This window comes from Corynebacterium axilliensis, from assembly GCF_046097495.1.
GTDB lineage: Bacteria > Actinomycetota > Actinomycetes > Mycobacteriales > Mycobacteriaceae > Corynebacterium.
In genome coordinates this window covers 1,343,528-1,359,281 of the sequence record NZ_CP175768.1, presented here as the reverse complement: position 1 = coordinate 1,359,281, position 15,754 = coordinate 1,343,528, and the positions used below count along the sequence as shown (strand labels likewise).

Sequence of the window (15,754 nt, the reverse complement as noted above, 5' to 3'; positions counted from 1 at the left end):
CGCACCGTCCGTACAAGAAGAAAGGCCCGTGAACGCCGTGACTACGCAACTGGGTAAGACTGTCGCCGAACCCGTGAAGCCCGCCGAGCAGTTGGACTACCACGCTCTTAACGCGCTGCTCAATCTGTATGACGAGAATGGCCAGATTCAGTTCGACAAGGACCGCGAGGCCGCCAACCAGTTCTTCCTCCAGCACGTTAACCAGAACACCGTCTACTTCCACGACCTGGAAGAAAAAATGCGCTACCTGGTAGACAACAAGTACTACGAGCCGGAGCTGGTCCAGCAGTACGACTTCGACTTCATCAAGTCCCTGTTCAAGCGCGCCTACGCGTTTAAGTTCCGCTTCAAGTCCTTCCTGGGTGCCTACAAGTACTACACCTCCTACACGCTGAAGACTTTCGACGGCCGCCGCTACCTCGAGCGCTTCGAGGACCGCGTGGCCATGACCGCACTCTTCCTTGCGGACGGCGATACCGCCGTGGCCGAGCACCTCGTGGACGAGATCATGACCGGCCGTTTCCAGCCGGCCACCCCGACCTTCCTCAACGCCGGCAAGGCCCAGCGCGGCGAGCTGGTCTCCTGCTTCCTGCTGCGCATCGAGGACAACATGGAGTCCATCGGCCGCTCCATCAACTCCGCCCTGCAGCTGTCCAAGCGCGGCGGCGGCGTGGCACTCCTGCTGTCCAACATCCGCGAGTCCGGCGCGCCGATTAAGCACATTGAGAACCAGTCCTCCGGTGTCATCCCCGTGATGAAGCTGCTGGAGGATTCCTTCTCCTACGCCAACCAGCTGGGCGCCCGTCAGGGCGCGGGCGCGGTGTACCTCAACGCGCACCACCCGGACATCATGAGCTTCCTCGATACCAAGCGCGAGAACGCGGACGAGAAGATCCGCATCAAGACGCTGTCTTTGGGTATTGTCATCCCGGACATCACCTTCGAGCTGGCCAAGCGCAACGACGACATGTACCTGTTTAGCCCGTACGATGTCGAGCGCGTCTACGGCAAGGCCTTCGGCGACATCTCCGTGACTGAGCACTACGAAGAGATGGTGGAGGATCCGCGCATCCGCAAGAAGAAGATCAACGCGCGCCAGTTCTTCCAGACCATCGCGGAGCTGCAGTTCGAGTCCGGCTACCCGTACATCATGTTCGAGGACACCGTGAACCGCGCGAACCCGGTGAAGACCGGCCGCATCAACATGTCGAACCTGTGCTCCGAGATCCTGCAGGTCAACGCTCCCTCCGAGCTGAACGATGACCTGACGTTCAAGACCCTGGGCAGCGACATCTCCTGCAACCTGGGCTCCCTCAATATTGCCGCCACCATGGATTCCCCGGACTTCGCGCTGACCGTGGAGACCGCCATTCGCGGCCTGACGGCCGTGGCGGACAAGACCGCTATTAACTCCGTGCCGTCCGTGCGCAAGGGCAACGATGATTCCCACGCCATCGGCCTGGGCCAGATGAACCTCCACGGCTACCTGGGCCGCGAGCACATCGAGTACGGCTCCGAGGAAGGCCTGGACTTCACCAATGCCTACTTCGCCGCCATCATGTACGCCGCCCTGCGCGCCTCCAACAAGCTGGCCCGCGAGCGCGGGGAGTACTTCACCGAGTTCCCGGAGTCCGAGTACGCCAGCGGCGAGTTCTTTGACCGCTACGACCCGGCCGAGTTCGCCCCGCAGACCGAGAAGGTCAAGGAGCTCTTCGCGGAGTCCTCCATTCACACCCCGACCGCGGAGGACTGGGCGGCACTCAAGGCCGACGTGGCCAAGCACGGCTTGTACAACCGCAACCTGCAGGCGGTGCCGCCGACGGGTTCGATCTCCTACATCAACAACTCCACGTCTTCCATCCACCCGATCGCCTCCAAGATTGAGATCCGCAAGGAAGGCAAGATTGGCCGCGTCTACTACCCGGCGCCGCACATGGACAATGACAACCTGGAGTACTTCAAGGACTCCTACGAGATCGGCTACGAGAAGATCATCGACACCTACGCCGCGGCCACCAAGTACGTGGACCAGGGCCTGTCGCTGACGCTCTTCTTCAAGGACACCGCCACCACGCGCGATATCAACCGCGCGCAGATTTACGCGTGGCGCAAGGGCATTAAGACCCTCTACTACATCCGCTTGCGCCAGATGGCGCTGGAAGGCACCGAGATTGAGGGCTGCGTTTCCTGCATGCTCTAAGGTTCGTCGGGCTGCGGCGCGTCGTGGCGCGCCAGCCCTAAGATGGTGCGGGAAATCTGCTCGGCCGCCGCGGCGTCGCCCGCGTTGATGGCGTCCGCTAGGTTGAGGTGCAGGTCGGCCGTGCCTGACGTCGGGTTGCGCTTGGCGGAGCCGAAGACGGAGCGTCCGCGGACCATGGAGAGCAGGACCGGACTGAGTGCGGCAAACATTTCATTGCCGGAGGCGTGGAGCACCATCGTGTGAAAGCGCAGATCCGTGGCGAGCTCATCGCCCACGCGGCGGGAGGGGGTGACCTCCAGCGTGCGCAGGCGCTGCGCCAGCGCCAAGATTTCGGCCTTCTCCGCGGTGGAGGCCTGCTGGGCGGCCAGCCCCGCGGCCACGGGTTCGATGGCCAGCCGTAGCTGATTGAGGGAGGCGCGCTGATCCTCTTGGGACTTCTCCGAGTTCAAGCGCCAGTTGATAATAGCGGAGTCATAGACGGCCCACTCGCTCAGCGGCAGCACTGTTATGCCCACCCGCCGCGAGGACGCCACCATGCCCAGCTGCTCAAGCGCGCGCATGGCCTCGCGGGCAACGGTGCGGGAAATGTCGAAGCGTGTGCAGATGTCACTGAGCGTGAACCGCTCACCGGCGGGGATGGTGCCGCTGACAATCTCTGCGCCAATGGTATCGAGTACCGTGCTGAGCAGGGGAGCGGACGACTCTTGCGTGGTAGTCAAGGTGGCGAAACCTCCGTGAATCTGGTGCTCTCTCAGGCTAGATAAGAAGACAGTATAAATCCGCGCAGCCTCCGGCTGGGGACGCGTGGGGAGTCGCCCCACGGCGGGGGCTAAGTGGGTACCATGGCGGGGTAACAAACCCGTACTAGCAAGATGAGGTGACGTGCGTGTCTCACGACTACGACGACTACATCGCCAGCCACAAGGCGCCGGTGAAGGCGATCAACTGGAACACCGTTCCGGATGACAAGGATTCCGAGGTGTGGGACCGCCTGACCGGTAACTTCTGGCTTCCGGAGAAGGTCCCGGTGTCGAATGACATTCCCAGCTGGAAGACGCTAACGGAAAAGGAGCAGGAGACGACCATGCGCGTCTTCGCTGGCCTTACCCTGCTGGATACCATCCAGGGCACCGTGGGCGCGGTCTCGCTCCTGCCGGATTCCGTGACTCCCCACGAGGAGGCCGTCTACACCAACATTGCGTTCATGGAGTCGGTGCACGCGAAGTCGTACTCCAATATCTTCATGACCCTGGCCTCCACCCCGATGATCAATGACGCCTTCCGCTGGTCCGAGGAGAATGAGAACCTGCAGCGTAAGGCCAAGATTGTGATGTCGTACTACCAGGGCGACAATCCACTAAAGAAGAAGGTCGCCTCCACGCTGCTGGAGTCCTTCCTCTTCTACTCTGGGTTCTACCTGCCCATGTACTTCTCCTCCCGTGCGAAGCTGACCAACACCGCCGATATCATCCGCCTCATCATTCGTGATGAGGCCGTGCACGGCTACTACATTGGCTACAAGTTCCAGCAGGGCTTCAAGCAGCTCTCCGCCGAGGAACAGGAGGACATCAAGGGCTACGCCTTCGAGCTGCTCTACGAACTCTACGAGAACGAGATTGACTACACCGAAGATCTCTACGACGACCTGGGGTGGACCGAGGACGTGAAGCGCTTCCTGCGCTACAACGCCAACAAGGCGCTGAACAACCTGGGCTTCGAGGGACTCTTCCCAGCCGATGAGACGCGCGTGTCCCCGGCGATCCTTTCTTCGTTGTCCCCGAATGCCGATGAGAACCACGACTTCTTCTCCGGCTCCGGCTCGTCCTACGTCATTGGTAAGGCCGAGGAGACTACGGACGACGACTGGGATTTCTAAACAGTTTTCACTCCTGTCACTGTGGTGACGGGCCGGCGCTTGCCGACGCCCCTCCTAACGCACCCTCTGAGATCATCCGAAAGGTTGATTCTTTCAGGGGGTGCGTTTTCGGCGTTTTGGGCGAGGGTAACCCCCGTCGCTGTGTTCTGGATCACCGCGTTGCGCTGGGGGTTGTGCGGTATGGGCGCAGCGTGGCCGCGCGGGCGGCCCGCGTGCTGGGAGTTCAGCGCGTGGTGCAGCTGTGGGCGGGGTTAACAAGATTGGCGGAAGATAGAAGAGCGCTGGAAATTTGTCTGCTAGGTGCCCTAATATAAGGCGAGTAAACCTAGGTGTTTCACCGTTCTGTCGGCGGCGCGGGCATTCGCGCTGCCGGTGGGGAGGCGAAGCACTTGTTCTTCAGGAGGATTTTATGACCGCTGTGGCGCCACGGCTCGACGATTACGTCGCGCCCACACGCCCTGAGCCGACCGGCAACGGCAAGACCGGTTCCAAGGCTTGGGTTCTACTGACCACCACCGACCACAAGCAGCTGGGCATCATGTACTTGATCATGTCCTTCAGCTTCTTCTTCCTCGGTGGCTTCATGGCCCTGCTGATCCGTGCTGAGTTGTTCACCCCGGGTCTGCAGTTCCTGTCCAACGAGCAGTTCAACCAGCTGTTCACCATGCACGGCACCGTGATGCTGCTGCTGTTTGCAACGCCGGTTGTGTGGGGCTTTTCCAACTACATCCTGCCGCTGCAGATTGGCGCCCCCGACGTGGCCTTCCCGCGTCTGAACGCCTTCGGCTTCTGGATCACCCTGACCGGCGGTATCGTCATGCTGCTCGGCTTCGTCACCCCGGGCGGTGCGGCTGACTTCGGCTGGACCATGTACGTCCCGCTGGCTGACTCCGTCCACACCCCGGGCATCGGCGCGGACATGTGGATCGTGGGCGTCGGCGCCACCGGTGTCGGCACCATTGCCTCCGCGGTCAACATGATCACCACCATCCTGACTCTGCGTGCTCCGGGCATGACCATGTTCCGCCTGCCGGTCTTCACCTGGTGCGTGTTCACCGCCTCCGTCATCGTTCTGATGATCTTCCCGCTGCTGACCGCTGCGGCACTGGGCGTTCTCTATGACCGCAAGCTCGGCGGCCACATCTACGATTCCGCGAACGGCGGCGCCATCCTGTGGCAGCACCTGTTCTGGTTCTTCGGTCACCCTGAGGTCTACGTCCTCGCACTGCCGTTCTTCGGCGTTATCTCTGAGGTCGTCCCGGTCTTCTCCCGCAAGCCGGTCTTCGGCTACATCGGCTTGGTGTTCGCCGTCCTGGCGATTGGCTCCCTGTCCATGGCTGTGTGGGCACACCACCTGTTCGTGACCGGCGCCATCCTGCTGCCGTTCTTCTCCTTCATGACCTTCCTCATCGCCGTGCCGACCGGCGTGAAGTTCTTCAACTGGGTCGGCACCATGTGGAAGGGCCACATCACCTGGGACACCCCGATGATTTGGGCTATGGGCTTCCTGTCCACCTTCCTCTTCGGCGGTATGACCGGCGTCATGCTGGCCTCCCCGGCGCTGGACTTCCACCTCGCGGAGTCCTACTTCCTCATCGCGCACTTCCACTACACCCTGTTCGGTACCGTGGTCTTCTCCGCCTTCGCCGGCCTGTACTTCTGGTTCCCGAAGATGACCGGCCGCATGCTGGATGAGCGTCTGGGCAAGATTCACTTCTGGCTGACCTTCATTGGCTTCCACGGCACCTTCCTGGTTCAGCACTGGGTGGGCAACATGGGTATGCCGCGTCGCTACGCCGACTACCTGGCGTCCGATGGTTTCACGGTCTACAACCAGATTTCCACCATCTTCTCCTTCGTCCTCGGTGCGTCCGTTATCCCGCTGGTGTGGAATGTCTTCAAGTCTTGGCGCTACGGCGAGATCGTCACCGTGGACGATCCGTGGGGCTACGGCAACTCCCTCGAGTGGGCTACCTCCTGCCCGCCGCCGCGCCACAACTTCGTCTCCCTGCCGCGCATCCGTTCTGAGCGCCCGGCCTTCGAGCTGCACTACCCGCACATGGTCAAGCGCATGCGCGAAGAGGCTCACTACGGCCACGCCAAGCAGGCCCACTAAGCCCCGCTAGTTTCGTGGCTAGTCTCGCCCACTGATAGCGAGACCTCCTGAACCGCCGCCTCCCTGTCATCCACTCGCGATGATGGGGAGGCGGCGTTTGGCGTTGAGGCGTGCCTTGGCTCTGGTCGGTCCCTGCGTGCGATAATGAACGCCGTGGATATTCAGAATGAACACCCGAAGCCCGGCACTGCCTTCGCCGTCGTGACCACCTCGGGTCCCGACCGGCCTGGAGTGTCCGCGGCGTTCTTCCGCGTGCTGGGCTCCTACAACGTTGAGCTTGTCGACGTTGAACAGGCCATCTTCTCCGGGCGCTTCTCCCTGTCCGCATACATTCGCGTCGACGCCGCCCGCCTGGAGGCCATGGAGAAGGGGCTGCGCAACACGCTGAGCATCTACGCCCAGCACGTGACGGTCTCCCCGTGCGAGGAGGAGACGACCTCCCGCCCGCGCTCCACCCACGTGGTCGTGGTGCTCGGCCGCCACCTCAACGCCAGCCACATGTCCGCGGTGGCTCGGGAGCTGGCCAACTACGACGCGAACATTGACCGCATTCGCGGGCTGTCGACATCCCCGCTTAACGGCCTTGAGCTGTTTATTACTGTCGGCGATAACTGCGATGCGGTTCGCGCGGCCCTCGCCCGCCTGGCCACCGAGCAGGGCGTGGATATTGCCATCGAGCGCGCGGGCCTGCAGCGCCGCTCCAAGCGGCTCATCTGCTTCGACTGCGACTCCACCCTGATCACCGGCGAGGTCATCGAGATGCTCGCCGCGCATGCCGGCAAGGAGGAGGAAGTCGCCGAGGTCACCGCGCGCGCGATGCGCGGTGAGATCGACTTTGAAGAATCTCTACGCCAGCGCGTGGGCGTCCTAGCCGGGCTGCCGGAATCCGTCATTACGGAGACCGCGGTGGATATTCAGCTCACCCCGGGCGTGCGCACCACCATCCGCACGCTCAAGCGCATGGGTTACCGCGTGGCGGTCGTTTCCGGCGGCTTCATTCAGGTGCTGGAGGACTTGGCTCGCGAGCTCGACCTGGACTACGTGCGGGCCAACACGCTGGAGATCGAGGACGGGAAGCTTACCGGCCGGGTTGTCGGCGACGTGGTGGACCGCAAGGCCAAGGAGCGCTTCCTGCGCGAATTCGCTGCGGATTCGGGTCTGCGCATGTCGCAGACCGTCGCGGTGGGGGATGGCGCCAACGACATCGACATGATTTCCGCCGCCGGCCTGGGCATTGCTTTCAACGCTAAGCCCGCGCTGCGGGAGGTCGCCGATACCTCGGTGAACTACCCCTACATGGACGAAATTCTGCAGATTCTGGGCATCCCCATGGAGGAGGTTCTCAGTGAGTAACCTCCTAGAGGCCCACCGCCGGTTGGTTAAGGCGTGCAGCGAGCGCAGCTGGCGCGATGATCCCGAGGATCCGAACCGGCCAGAGACCGTGCAGGCCATGCAGATCGCCCTGCACCTTCCCAAGCAGGAGCCGCCGGCGCGCACGGAGGTGCTTCAGGCCGCGGCACGCGCGGTGGTTAAGGTCTGTCTGGATGACCGAGCGGGCCAGGACGGAGCTTTTGCTGCGGCGCTGGGTCAGTGGTACGGCCACCGCATCCGCAAGGTGGCTCGCCGGGCGCGCAACAAGGCCTGGCGCGACGTGCAGGCACTGCCCGGGGCGACGGTGGCGGACCGCGCACGCGCGTTTGTGCCGTCGGCGGTCAGTGAGGTCGATTCGCTCATCGCCAAACTGCAGATTGGGCATACGGACCTGCCCATGGATTCCCCGGGGCCGGCGCGTGCCGACGTCCCCGTGATCTACGTCGACGCCTCCCTCGCCATGAGCGCGGGCAAGGCGGCAGCCCAGGTGGGCCACGGCTCAATGCTGTTGGCTGCGGCGATGAGCGCCGACGAGGTCGAGGAGTGGGCAGCACGCGACTTCCCGCTGTCGGTGCGCGAGGTCTCGGCGGAGCACTTCGCCGCCGCCTGCGCGCGCCCCGGGGCGGTGGTGGTGCGCGACGCTGGGTTTACCGAAGTCGCGCCTGATTCCGCCACCGTCTGCGCTCTGCGGAGGCCTTAGCGGGCGTCGACCAGCCGCTTGAGCGCTCCCCGCACCACGGCCGGGTCAGTCGTCGGCCACATCTGCGGCATGGAGGCTCGCAGGTAGGAGCCGTAGCGCTTGGTCTCGAGGCGGTTATCCAGCACGGCAACCACGCCGCGGTCGCTGGTGGAGCGCAGCAGGCGGCCGGCTCCCTGCGCCATGAGCAGCGCCGCATGCGTGGCGGAGACTTCCATGAAGCCGTTGCGCCCGGCGGCCTTCGCGGCCTCGGTGCGCGCCTGCATGAGCGGGTTATCCGGGCGGGGGAAGGGGATGCGGTCGATGATCACCAGCGAACACGAGGGGCCGGGCACGTCGACGCCCTGCCACAGGCTCAGCGTGCCGAAGAGGCAGGAGTTCTCGTTCTTGGTGAATTTGTCCACCAGCGCCCCGATGGAGTCCTCGCCCTGGAGGAAGATGTCGAAGGGAATCAGCTGCTTGAGCTCCTCGGCGGCCTGTTGCGCGGCGCGGCGGGAGGAAAACAGGCCCAGGGTGCGCCCCCCGGCGGCCATGATGAGCTCCCGGATTTCCTGGACGGTCTCCGCCGGGAGCCCATCGCGGCCTGGCTGCGGCAGGTGCGTGGCGGTATAGAGGATGCCGCTGCGGGCCGGGTCGAAGGGATAGCCCACGTCCAGGGAGTCCCACGTGCCCTTCGGCAGGCCCCACTGGGCGGCCATGGCGTCGAAGCGCCCGCCCAGCGCCAGGGTGGCGGAGGTGAGCACCACGGTCTGCTCCCCGAACAACTTCTCGTGCAGCATCCCGGCAATGGAGAGGGGAGCAACGGCCAGCGTGTCGGTGTTCGTGCGCTCGTCCCGCTCCAGCCAGACCACGTCCGCGTGGGCCGCGGGATCCCCCGTAGCAAACACGTCGAGGATGCGGGCGATGGCCTCCACCATGGTGGCCAGGTGATTAGCCAGGTTCTGGCGCTCGGCGGACTTCTCCGGGTCGCTCGCCTGTTCGCCCTCGGGGGCGCGGGCGATGGTCTCGCGGCAGCTGCCCAACGTGTCCGCAAGGCCCATGAGCTGCTGCTTGGCTTCCTCCGGCAGGTCGGTCCAGCGGCCCGGGGAGAATTCGCCCAGCAGTTGGGTGAGTTCCGCCGCCTGCTCGCTGAGGCGCTGCTCCTTGCCGTTGGCGCCGAGCGCCTTGACGCGGTTGGCCGCCATCTTGAGCGCGCGGCCGGTGAGCTCGGCGGTGGATACGGAGGTGATGCGCCCGTCCAGTTCGTGGGCCTCATCGATGATCACCACCTCGTGCTCGGGCAGGATATTGATGTCCGCCACGGCGTCGATAGCCAGCAGGGCGTGATTCGTCACCACCACGTCGACGTCGGCAGCGCGCTGGCGCGCTTGCTCAGCAAAGCAGCCCTCGCCGTGCGGGCAGCGCGTGGCTCCCAAACACTCCGCCGAGGTCACGGATACCTGGCGCCACGCCAGGTCCGGCACGCCTGGCTCCAGATCCTCGCGGTCGCCGGTTTCGGTGTCCTCCGCCCACTCGTAGATACGCTGCACGTGGCGGCCGAGGCGGGAAACCTCGTGCTCATCCAGCAGGGCGTCTTCGCTCTCCAGCTCGGAGGCCTGGGCCACCTTGTTGAGGCAGACGTAGTTGGAGCGCCCCTTCATGATGGCGAAGGTGGGCTTGTGCTCGAGGAGGGGCTCTAAGGCTTCGGCAAGCCGCGGCAAGTCGCGCTCCACCAGCTGGCGCTGCAGGGCCAGGGTGGCTGTAGAGACGATGACGGTATGCCCGGTGGCCTGGGCGTGGCGGAAGGCCGGCACCAGGTAGGCCAGGGACTTACCCGTGCCCGTGCCCGCCTGCACCGCGAGGTGGCGCTCCTTCTCCAGCGCCGCGGTGACCGCTGTGGCCATGCGTACCTGGCCGTCGCGCCGGGCGCCGCCGAGGGAGTCGACGGCGGCGGCGAGAAGCTCGTGCGTGGATTGGTTCAGGGGCTGCTCGTCACTCACGCGAGACAGTCTAGCCGCCCCCGGATGCGCTACTGGGAGAAGCCAACGAAACGGGTGGGCACTGCAGGTTCGTCGCGGGTCAACGCCAGGCCCTCCCATGGCAGGGTGGTGATGGCCTGGGCCAGGTAGTCGCGGGATTCGTGGAGGGAGGGAAGGTTGTCCACGATGTTGCCGTCGCGCATGAGAGGTACGGTCATCTCCCGCGTGCTGAGGGTGCCGGTGTCTGGGTCCGCGGCGTCGATTGGCAGCACGAGCTCTTCGACGGCCACCCCGGTGGAGCGGTAGGTGCGCAGCGAGCGCTTCGCCCCGCCTTGGGACTTCTTGGAGGAGGAGCGCTTGGCCACCGGATGGCCTTCTACCTCGACCACCTTGTAGACCATGCTGGCCGTCGGAGCGCCGGAGCCGGTGACCACGGAGGTGCCCACGCCGTACACGTCGACCGGGTCGCCGCGCAGGCCGGCGATGGCAAACTCGTCGAGGTCGGAGGAGACGACGATCTTCGTGTTGTGGTTGCCCAGGTCATCGAGCTGCTTGCGCACGCGACGAGTGACCGCGCCCAAGTCGCCCGAGTCGATGCGGACGCCGCCGAGCTCCGGGCCGGCGACCTTGACGGCCGTCTCTACGCCCTTGGTGATGTCGTAGGTATCCACCAGCAGGGTCGTGTCCACGCCCAAGGTCTCGATCTGGCTGCGGAAGGCCGCCTCCTCGTTCGGGGTTCCGTCCTCGTTGACGTGCGCCAAGGTCCACGCGTGCGCGGCGGTGCCGGAGACCGGGATGTCGTAGCGGTAGCCCGCCTCCAGGTTCGAGGTGGCCTGGAAGCCTGCCAGGTAGGCCGCGCGGGCGGCGGTGACGGCGGCGTACTCGTGGGCGCGGCGCGATCCCATCTCGATGATCGGGCGACCGTCCGCAGCCACCACCATGCGGGAAGCCGCAGAAGCGACCGCGGAGTCGGCGTTCATGATGGAGAGGATGACCGTTTCCAGGATGAGGCATTCGCCGAAGGTACCGCGCACCGTGAGCAGCGGGGAGTAGGGGAAGTAGATTTCGCCCTCCCGGTAGCCGTCGATCTGGCCGGAGAAGCGGTAGTTGGCCAGGTATTCCTTGGTCTGCTCATCCAGGAAGTCCATCTCCGCCAACTGGTGGGCGGTGAACCGGAAGTCGCGCACGGCGCGGAGCACGCGGTCGATGCCAGCGACCACGCCGTAGCGGCGCTCGTTGGGCAGGCGGCGGGCGAACACCTCGCAGGCTACCTGGCGGTGTGCGGATCCGTCCCGCAGCGCGGCCTGCAGCATGGTGAGTTCGTATTTGTCAGTAAGCAGCGCGGTCGAACGATCCGTGGGAACGTTGGCGGCTGCGTGGTTCGCGGTGTCAGTCACATACCAGATGCTACTTCGCCACCACGGAAAATTCAGGAATACCTATTCCTCTAGCTGGATGACTACCCAGACCTGGCCGTCGCTGTAGGCCACGCCCACGGCAGCGGTGGTCATGCGCCGATCCCGCAGCGCATTGACGTGTGCGGGGGAGGAGCGGAAGGCCTCCACGAAGTCGTACGCACTGGCCTGGTCCACGGGAAGATGGTGCTGGACCATCTGAATGTTTTCTTCGGCAGGCTCCTCGGAATGGGTAACCGCATTGCACTCGGCCTTCTCCCGGGCCGCGGTTTGACGGTCGATCCACGGCAGCAGGGGCGCTTGCTGGTCTTCGGCGCGCCACGCGTTGAGCGCCTCCATGAGGTCGGTCTGGGTCCGCTCGAGTTCGCGCTGCACCGAGCGATCTGGCAGCTCGTAGTCGCACGTGCGCGGCGCCGGGGTGTCTTGGGAGCTGCCGCCTGTGGAGGGCGAGCTGAGGCTTATAATCGCCGCCACCAGGGTGCCCACGATGGCCACCACCGTGACAACGCGCTGCAGGAGATGGATCAAGTCCTCCGAGACCGGCGCGCGGCCGGCCAGGAAGTCTGCCACCGCGTCAGGAAGGAAAGAGGAATTCATCGAGGCCACCTGGAAACGGGAATCAAGAAAGGGGGGATGTACCAGACAGTATAGCCGCATGCGACGCAGAAATTTCTGGCTAGCCTAGCTAGGCTAGAGAACATGATTGCACACCAAATTCCGTCCGCGGGCGTGACGATGAGCTCGCCCATGGCCACCCCGGAGCTGGATGAGGCCATTGAGGTTGATGTCGCCACCAGCGAAAACCTGCCGTGGATGTGCATCGTTTGGGATGATCCCGTCAACCTCATGAGCTACGTGTCCTACGTGTTCCAGACCGTGCTGGGCTACGACAAAAAGCGCGCCAACGAGCTCATGATGCAGGTGCACACCGAAGGCAAGGCCGCGGTGTCCTCCGGTGAGCGCGACAAGATTGAGGCCGACGTGAAGAAGCTGCAGATCGCCGGCCTGTGGGCAACGATGCAGCAGGCGGGATAGGCACACAACGTATGCAGGCTTGGAAGAAGAAAAAGTCCCTCATGCGAGGGGCCAAGTTCACCGCGGTCTTTGAGCCGATGGAGCGAGAGGTCCTGGGGGATCTCACCTCCACGGTCTCGGAGGCCATCATCGCGCGCGCCCAGTCCGCACCAAAGGATGAGCTGGCGGACATGCTGGACATGCCCACCGGCCACACCGAGGCCCCGGAGGACCCCTCCCTGGCTCGTCTGTTCCCGGACTTTGAGAAGCCAGGGGATGAGGAATACGACGGCGATAATTCGCTCCTGCGTTCCTTGCACGAAACGGATATCGCCCGGGCCAAGCTGGAGAACCTCCAGGTGATGAACACCGCACTCGGCCCCACCGGCGGGGTCGAGGTGGTGTTGAGTGAGGACGAGGCCCACGCTTTCCTGGCGGGGCTCAATGATCTGCGCCTCTATGTGGCCTCGGGGGAAACCCCGGAGCCGGACGCGCAGGACAACCGCGATGCCCTGGTGGAGTGGCTGGCTTTCTGCCAGGATTCGCTGCTCACCGCGCTCATGGAGTAGTGCCCTCCGTGCGCGATATCTCTGAGCTGGGATTCTCCGTTGGTCACGCCACCGGGCACGATACCGGCGTGACCGTCATTTTCTGCGGCGAGCAGGGCGCGGTGGCTAGCGTCGACGTGCGCGGCGGCGGCCCCGGCACCCGGGAGACGGATCTGCTCGAGCCGCACAATACCGTCGAGCGCGTCCACGCCTTGGTCCTCGCAGGCGGCTCGGCCTTCGGGCTGGCGGCAGCCGATGGCGTGATGCGCGGTTTGGAAGAGGCCGGTATCGGATTCCCCGTCTTCGGAGACGAGGTTCCGGGCCCGCGGGTGCCCATCGTGCCGGGCGCGGTCATCTTTGACCTGCTCGCCGGGCCGCAGCGCCCGACGGCTGCCGATGGCGCCGCCGCCCTGGCGAGTGCTCTGGCGGGGCACGATGCGACGTCGGGAAGCATTGGCGCCGGCGTTGGCGCGTGCGCAGGCAAGATCCGCGGTGGGGTCGGCAGCGCGCTGGTTGATGCCGCGCCGTACACCGTGGCCGCGGTGGTGGTGGCAAACCCCGTGGGCCAAGTCATTGATGCCCGCACGGGCCGGCTGTTCGGCGCCCCGGAGCGCCCAGCGGTCGACGTTGATCGCTTCGCCGCAGCCCGCAGCCTGGCGGACGCGCACCTCAACACCACGATCGGTGCAGTGCTGACCGACGCCCCGGTGAGCAAAGCCCAGGCCAAGCGCCTCGCCCTGGCCGGCCACGATGGCATCGCGCGGGCGGTGCGCCCATCCCACTCGCCGCTGGATGGGGACACGCTCTTCGCGGCGTCGTCAAGCCCTGTGACAAGCCCAGTAACAAGTTCAGCGCCTAACCCCGCACCAGTACTCGGCCCCGAGGACCTCGCCCGGCTCAGCGCCGCGGCCGCGGATGCCGTCGAGTCCGCCATCGTGGACGCCGTAGTCAGCGCCTCCCCGGGGCTGGGCTTGGAAACGTACTCCGCACTGCTGCCTTGCTAATGTGGGAGGCATTATGACAACGAGTGGACCGTATAGGCAGGGCTCGACCCCCGCGGATTTCGGCACGGGGCGCCCCGCGAACGCACCGGTGAATAAGGGCGATTCCAGGAACTACACCCGCGGCGGGCGCCTGCGGACGGCCACCGCGCTGACCGTGGGCTTCCTGGCCATCGAGTGGATTATCCAGATTGTTAATGCTGTCCTCTTCGGCAACGACTTGGGCCAGTTCGGTATTCACCCGTTGGACTTCAACGGAATCTGGGGAATTTTCACCGCGCCGTTGCTGCACGCCAACTTTGAACATCTCATCGGCAACTCGGTGCCCGGAGCGGTCTTCTGTTTCCTCATCGGTTTGTCGGGGCGCAAGGCGTGGTGGGAGGTCACCATCATCGTGGTGCTCATCGCGGGCGTGGGTACGTGGCTGCTTGGCGGTCCGGGCACCTCCCATATCGGCGCCTCCGGGCTGATCTATGGTTGGCTGACGTACCTCATCGTGCGCGGCATTTTTAACCGCTCGCTGATTCAGTTCATCACCGGCCTCGTCCTGGGATTCGCCTACTCCGGGCTGATCTGGGGCGTGCTGCCAATCTACGAGGGGGTCAGCTGGCAGGGCCACCTGTTCGGCGCCATCGGCGGCGTCGTAGCGGGCATGGTGATTACCTCCGATGACCCGATTCGGAGCGTGCGTACGACGTCCCAGGCGGCGCGGTACTGATGCCGGACGCTAGCGCACCCATCGGAATTTTTGACTCAGGCGTGGGCGGGCTCACCGTGGCCCGCACCATCATCGAGCAGCTGCCGAACGAATCCATTTCCTATATCGGCGATACGGCGCACGCGCCGTACGGCCCGCGGCCCATTGCCCAGGTCCGTGAGCTGTCCACGGCCATCGCCGATGAACTAGTAGACCGCGGCTGCAAGATACTCGTCATTGGGTGCAACACTGCCACGGCGGCGTTTTTGCACGACGCCCGCGAGCGCTACGACATCCCCGTCGTGGAAGTCATCCGCCCAGCCGTGCGTCGCGCGATTGCCACGACGCGTAACGGCAAGATTGGCGTCATCGGCACGGAAGGAACCGTGAAGTCGGGCGCCTACCAGGACCTCTTTGCCGTCAACCCGAACGTTCAGGCGCATGCGGTGGCCTGCCCGGACTTCGTGGGCTTTGTGGAGCGCGGGATCACCGCGGGCCGCCAGATTCTGGGTGTGGCCGAAAACTATCTCGCCCCTCTGCAGGCCGAAGGGGTGGATACGCTGGTGCTGGGCTGCACGCACTATCCCTTGCTCACCGGCGTAATCCAGTTGGCTATGGGGGACAACGTCACCCTGGTCTCGTCCGCGGAGGAGACGGCGAAGGACGTCATGCGCATCCTCACCAACACCGAGATGCTGGCGCCGGCCGGGCACACCCCCGTGCGCACCTTCGAAAGCACCGGTGATCACGAGGCGTTTTCCCGTTTAGCCGCGCGCTTTCTGGGGCCGAAGATTTAACCTGCGGGGGATGTACAATCGTTGTACATCCAGCACGCCTTATAGTTTCGTGGAACGATTGAAC

At 64.7% G+C, this 15,754-nt stretch carries 14 protein-coding genes; 10 read left to right on the top strand and 4 right to left on the bottom strand.

Features of this window, described 5'->3' with window-relative positions:
• Positions 1-37: 37 nt before the first annotated feature.
• Positions 38-2,200, top strand: a complete 2,163-nt coding sequence (gene nrdE, locus ACKFR8_RS06640) for a class 1b ribonucleoside-diphosphate reductase subunit alpha (protein WP_408929528.1) — start codon at positions 38-40, stop codon at positions 2,198-2,200.
• Here nrdE and ACKFR8_RS06635 read toward each other — a convergent pair.
• The gene (locus ACKFR8_RS06635) at positions 2,197-2,919 is read right to left on the bottom strand and encodes a FadR/GntR family transcriptional regulator (RefSeq protein WP_306508069.1); all 723 of its coding nucleotides are present in this window, start codon (positions 2,917-2,919) and stop codon (positions 2,197-2,199) included. The genes nrdE and ACKFR8_RS06635 overlap by 4 nt on opposite strands.
• A 167-nt stretch (positions 2,920-3,086) precedes the next feature.
• On the opposite strand from ACKFR8_RS06635, the gene nrdF reads away from it, so the two are divergent.
• From nrdF to ACKFR8_RS06615, 4 genes are all read left to right on the top strand, one after another.
• Positions 3,087-4,076, top strand: coding sequence for a class 1b ribonucleoside-diphosphate reductase subunit beta (gene nrdF, locus ACKFR8_RS06630; RefSeq protein WP_306508068.1), 990 nt, complete (start codon positions 3,087-3,089; stop codon positions 4,074-4,076).
• Positions 4,077-4,485: 409 nt separating this feature from the next.
• Positions 4,486-6,192 carry an aa3-type cytochrome oxidase subunit I gene (gene ctaD / locus ACKFR8_RS06625; protein ID WP_408929527.1) on the top strand — a complete coding sequence of 569 codons (1,707 nt, stop codon included), beginning with the start codon at positions 4,486-4,488 and terminating at the stop codon, positions 6,190-6,192.
• Between the two features lie 144 nt (positions 6,193-6,336).
• A complete protein-coding gene (gene serB, locus ACKFR8_RS06620; RefSeq protein ID WP_408929526.1) occupies positions 6,337-7,545 on the top strand; it encodes a phosphoserine phosphatase SerB in 1,209 nt (402 codons plus the stop codon).
• Positions 7,538-8,263 carry a peptidyl-tRNA hydrolase gene (locus ACKFR8_RS06615; RefSeq protein ID WP_408929525.1) on the top strand — a complete coding sequence of 242 codons (726 nt, stop codon included), beginning with the start codon at positions 7,538-7,540 and terminating at the stop codon, positions 8,261-8,263. The genes serB and ACKFR8_RS06615 overlap by 8 nt, the downstream gene beginning before the upstream one ends.
• On the opposite strand, the gene ACKFR8_RS06610 is transcribed toward ACKFR8_RS06615, so the two are convergent.
• The 3 genes from ACKFR8_RS06610 to ACKFR8_RS06600 are packed head-to-tail and all read right to left on the bottom strand — an operon-like array spanning position 8,260 to position 12,230.
• Entirely contained in the window at positions 8,260-10,248 is a 1,989-nt protein-coding gene (locus tag ACKFR8_RS06610; RefSeq protein WP_408931002.1) for an ATP-dependent DNA helicase, read from the bottom strand. The genes ACKFR8_RS06615 and ACKFR8_RS06610 overlap by 4 nt on opposite strands.
• Positions 10,249-10,268: 20 nt before the next feature.
• Positions 10,269-11,615, bottom strand: coding sequence for a nicotinate phosphoribosyltransferase (locus ACKFR8_RS06605; protein ID WP_408929524.1), 1,347 nt, complete (start codon positions 11,613-11,615; stop codon positions 10,269-10,271).
• 42 nt (positions 11,616-11,657) lie between these two features.
• Positions 11,658-12,230, bottom strand: a complete 573-nt coding sequence (locus tag ACKFR8_RS06600; protein ID WP_408929523.1) for a hypothetical protein — start codon at positions 12,228-12,230, stop codon at positions 11,658-11,660.
• Between the two features lie 102 nt (positions 12,231-12,332).
• Here ACKFR8_RS06600 and clpS point away from each other — a divergent pair, with 102 nt between their 5' ends.
• Genes clpS through murI form a run of 5 tightly spaced genes read left to right on the top strand, consistent with a single transcriptional unit; the run spans position 12,333 to position 15,690 of the window.
• The gene (gene clpS, locus ACKFR8_RS06595) at positions 12,333-12,668 is read left to right on the top strand and encodes an ATP-dependent Clp protease adapter ClpS (RefSeq protein ID WP_408929522.1); all 336 of its coding nucleotides are present in this window, start codon (positions 12,333-12,335) and stop codon (positions 12,666-12,668) included.
• Positions 12,669-12,679: 11 nt separating this feature from the next.
• The gene (locus ACKFR8_RS06590; RefSeq protein ID WP_408929521.1) at positions 12,680-13,216 is read left to right on the top strand and encodes a DUF2017 domain-containing protein; all 537 of its coding nucleotides are present in this window, start codon (positions 12,680-12,682) and stop codon (positions 13,214-13,216) included.
• Between the two features lie 8 nt (positions 13,217-13,224).
• Entirely contained in the window at positions 13,225-14,199 is a 975-nt protein-coding gene (locus tag ACKFR8_RS06585) for a P1 family peptidase (RefSeq protein ID WP_408929520.1), read from the top strand.
• A 13-nt stretch (positions 14,200-14,212) separates the two neighbouring features.
• Positions 14,213-14,914 (top strand): rhomboid family intramembrane serine protease, encoded by a 702-nt coding sequence (locus tag ACKFR8_RS06580; protein ID WP_408929519.1) that lies wholly within the window; start codon positions 14,213-14,215, stop codon positions 14,912-14,914.
• Positions 14,914-15,690 carry a glutamate racemase gene (gene murI / locus ACKFR8_RS06575; RefSeq protein WP_408929518.1) on the top strand — a complete coding sequence of 259 codons (777 nt, stop codon included), beginning with the start codon at positions 14,914-14,916 and terminating at the stop codon, positions 15,688-15,690. Before ACKFR8_RS06580 ends, murI begins: the two co-directional genes overlap by 1 nt.
• Positions 15,691-15,754: the final 64 nt, after the last annotated feature.

Coding starts and splice junctions, on each gene's coding strand:
- murI (WP_408929518.1), top strand. CDS start 14,914: ATGCCGGACGCTAGCGCACCCATCGGAATTTTTGACTCAGGCGTGGGC.
- ctaD (WP_408929527.1), top strand. CDS start 4,486: ATGACCGCTGTGGCGCCACGGCTCGACGATTACGTCGCGCCCACACGC.
- ACKFR8_RS06600 (WP_408929523.1), bottom strand. CDS start 12,230: ATGAATTCCTCTTTCCTTCCTGACGCGGTGGCAGACTTCCTGGCCGGC.
- ACKFR8_RS06580 (WP_408929519.1), top strand. CDS start 14,213: ATGACAACGAGTGGACCGTATAGGCAGGGCTCGACCCCCGCGGATTTC.
- serB (WP_408929526.1), top strand. CDS start 6,337: ATGAACGCCGTGGATATTCAGAATGAACACCCGAAGCCCGGCACTGCC.
- ACKFR8_RS06590 (WP_408929521.1), top strand. CDS start 12,680: ATGCAGGCTTGGAAGAAGAAAAAGTCCCTCATGCGAGGGGCCAAGTTC.
- clpS (WP_408929522.1), top strand. CDS start 12,333: ATGATTGCACACCAAATTCCGTCCGCGGGCGTGACGATGAGCTCGCCC.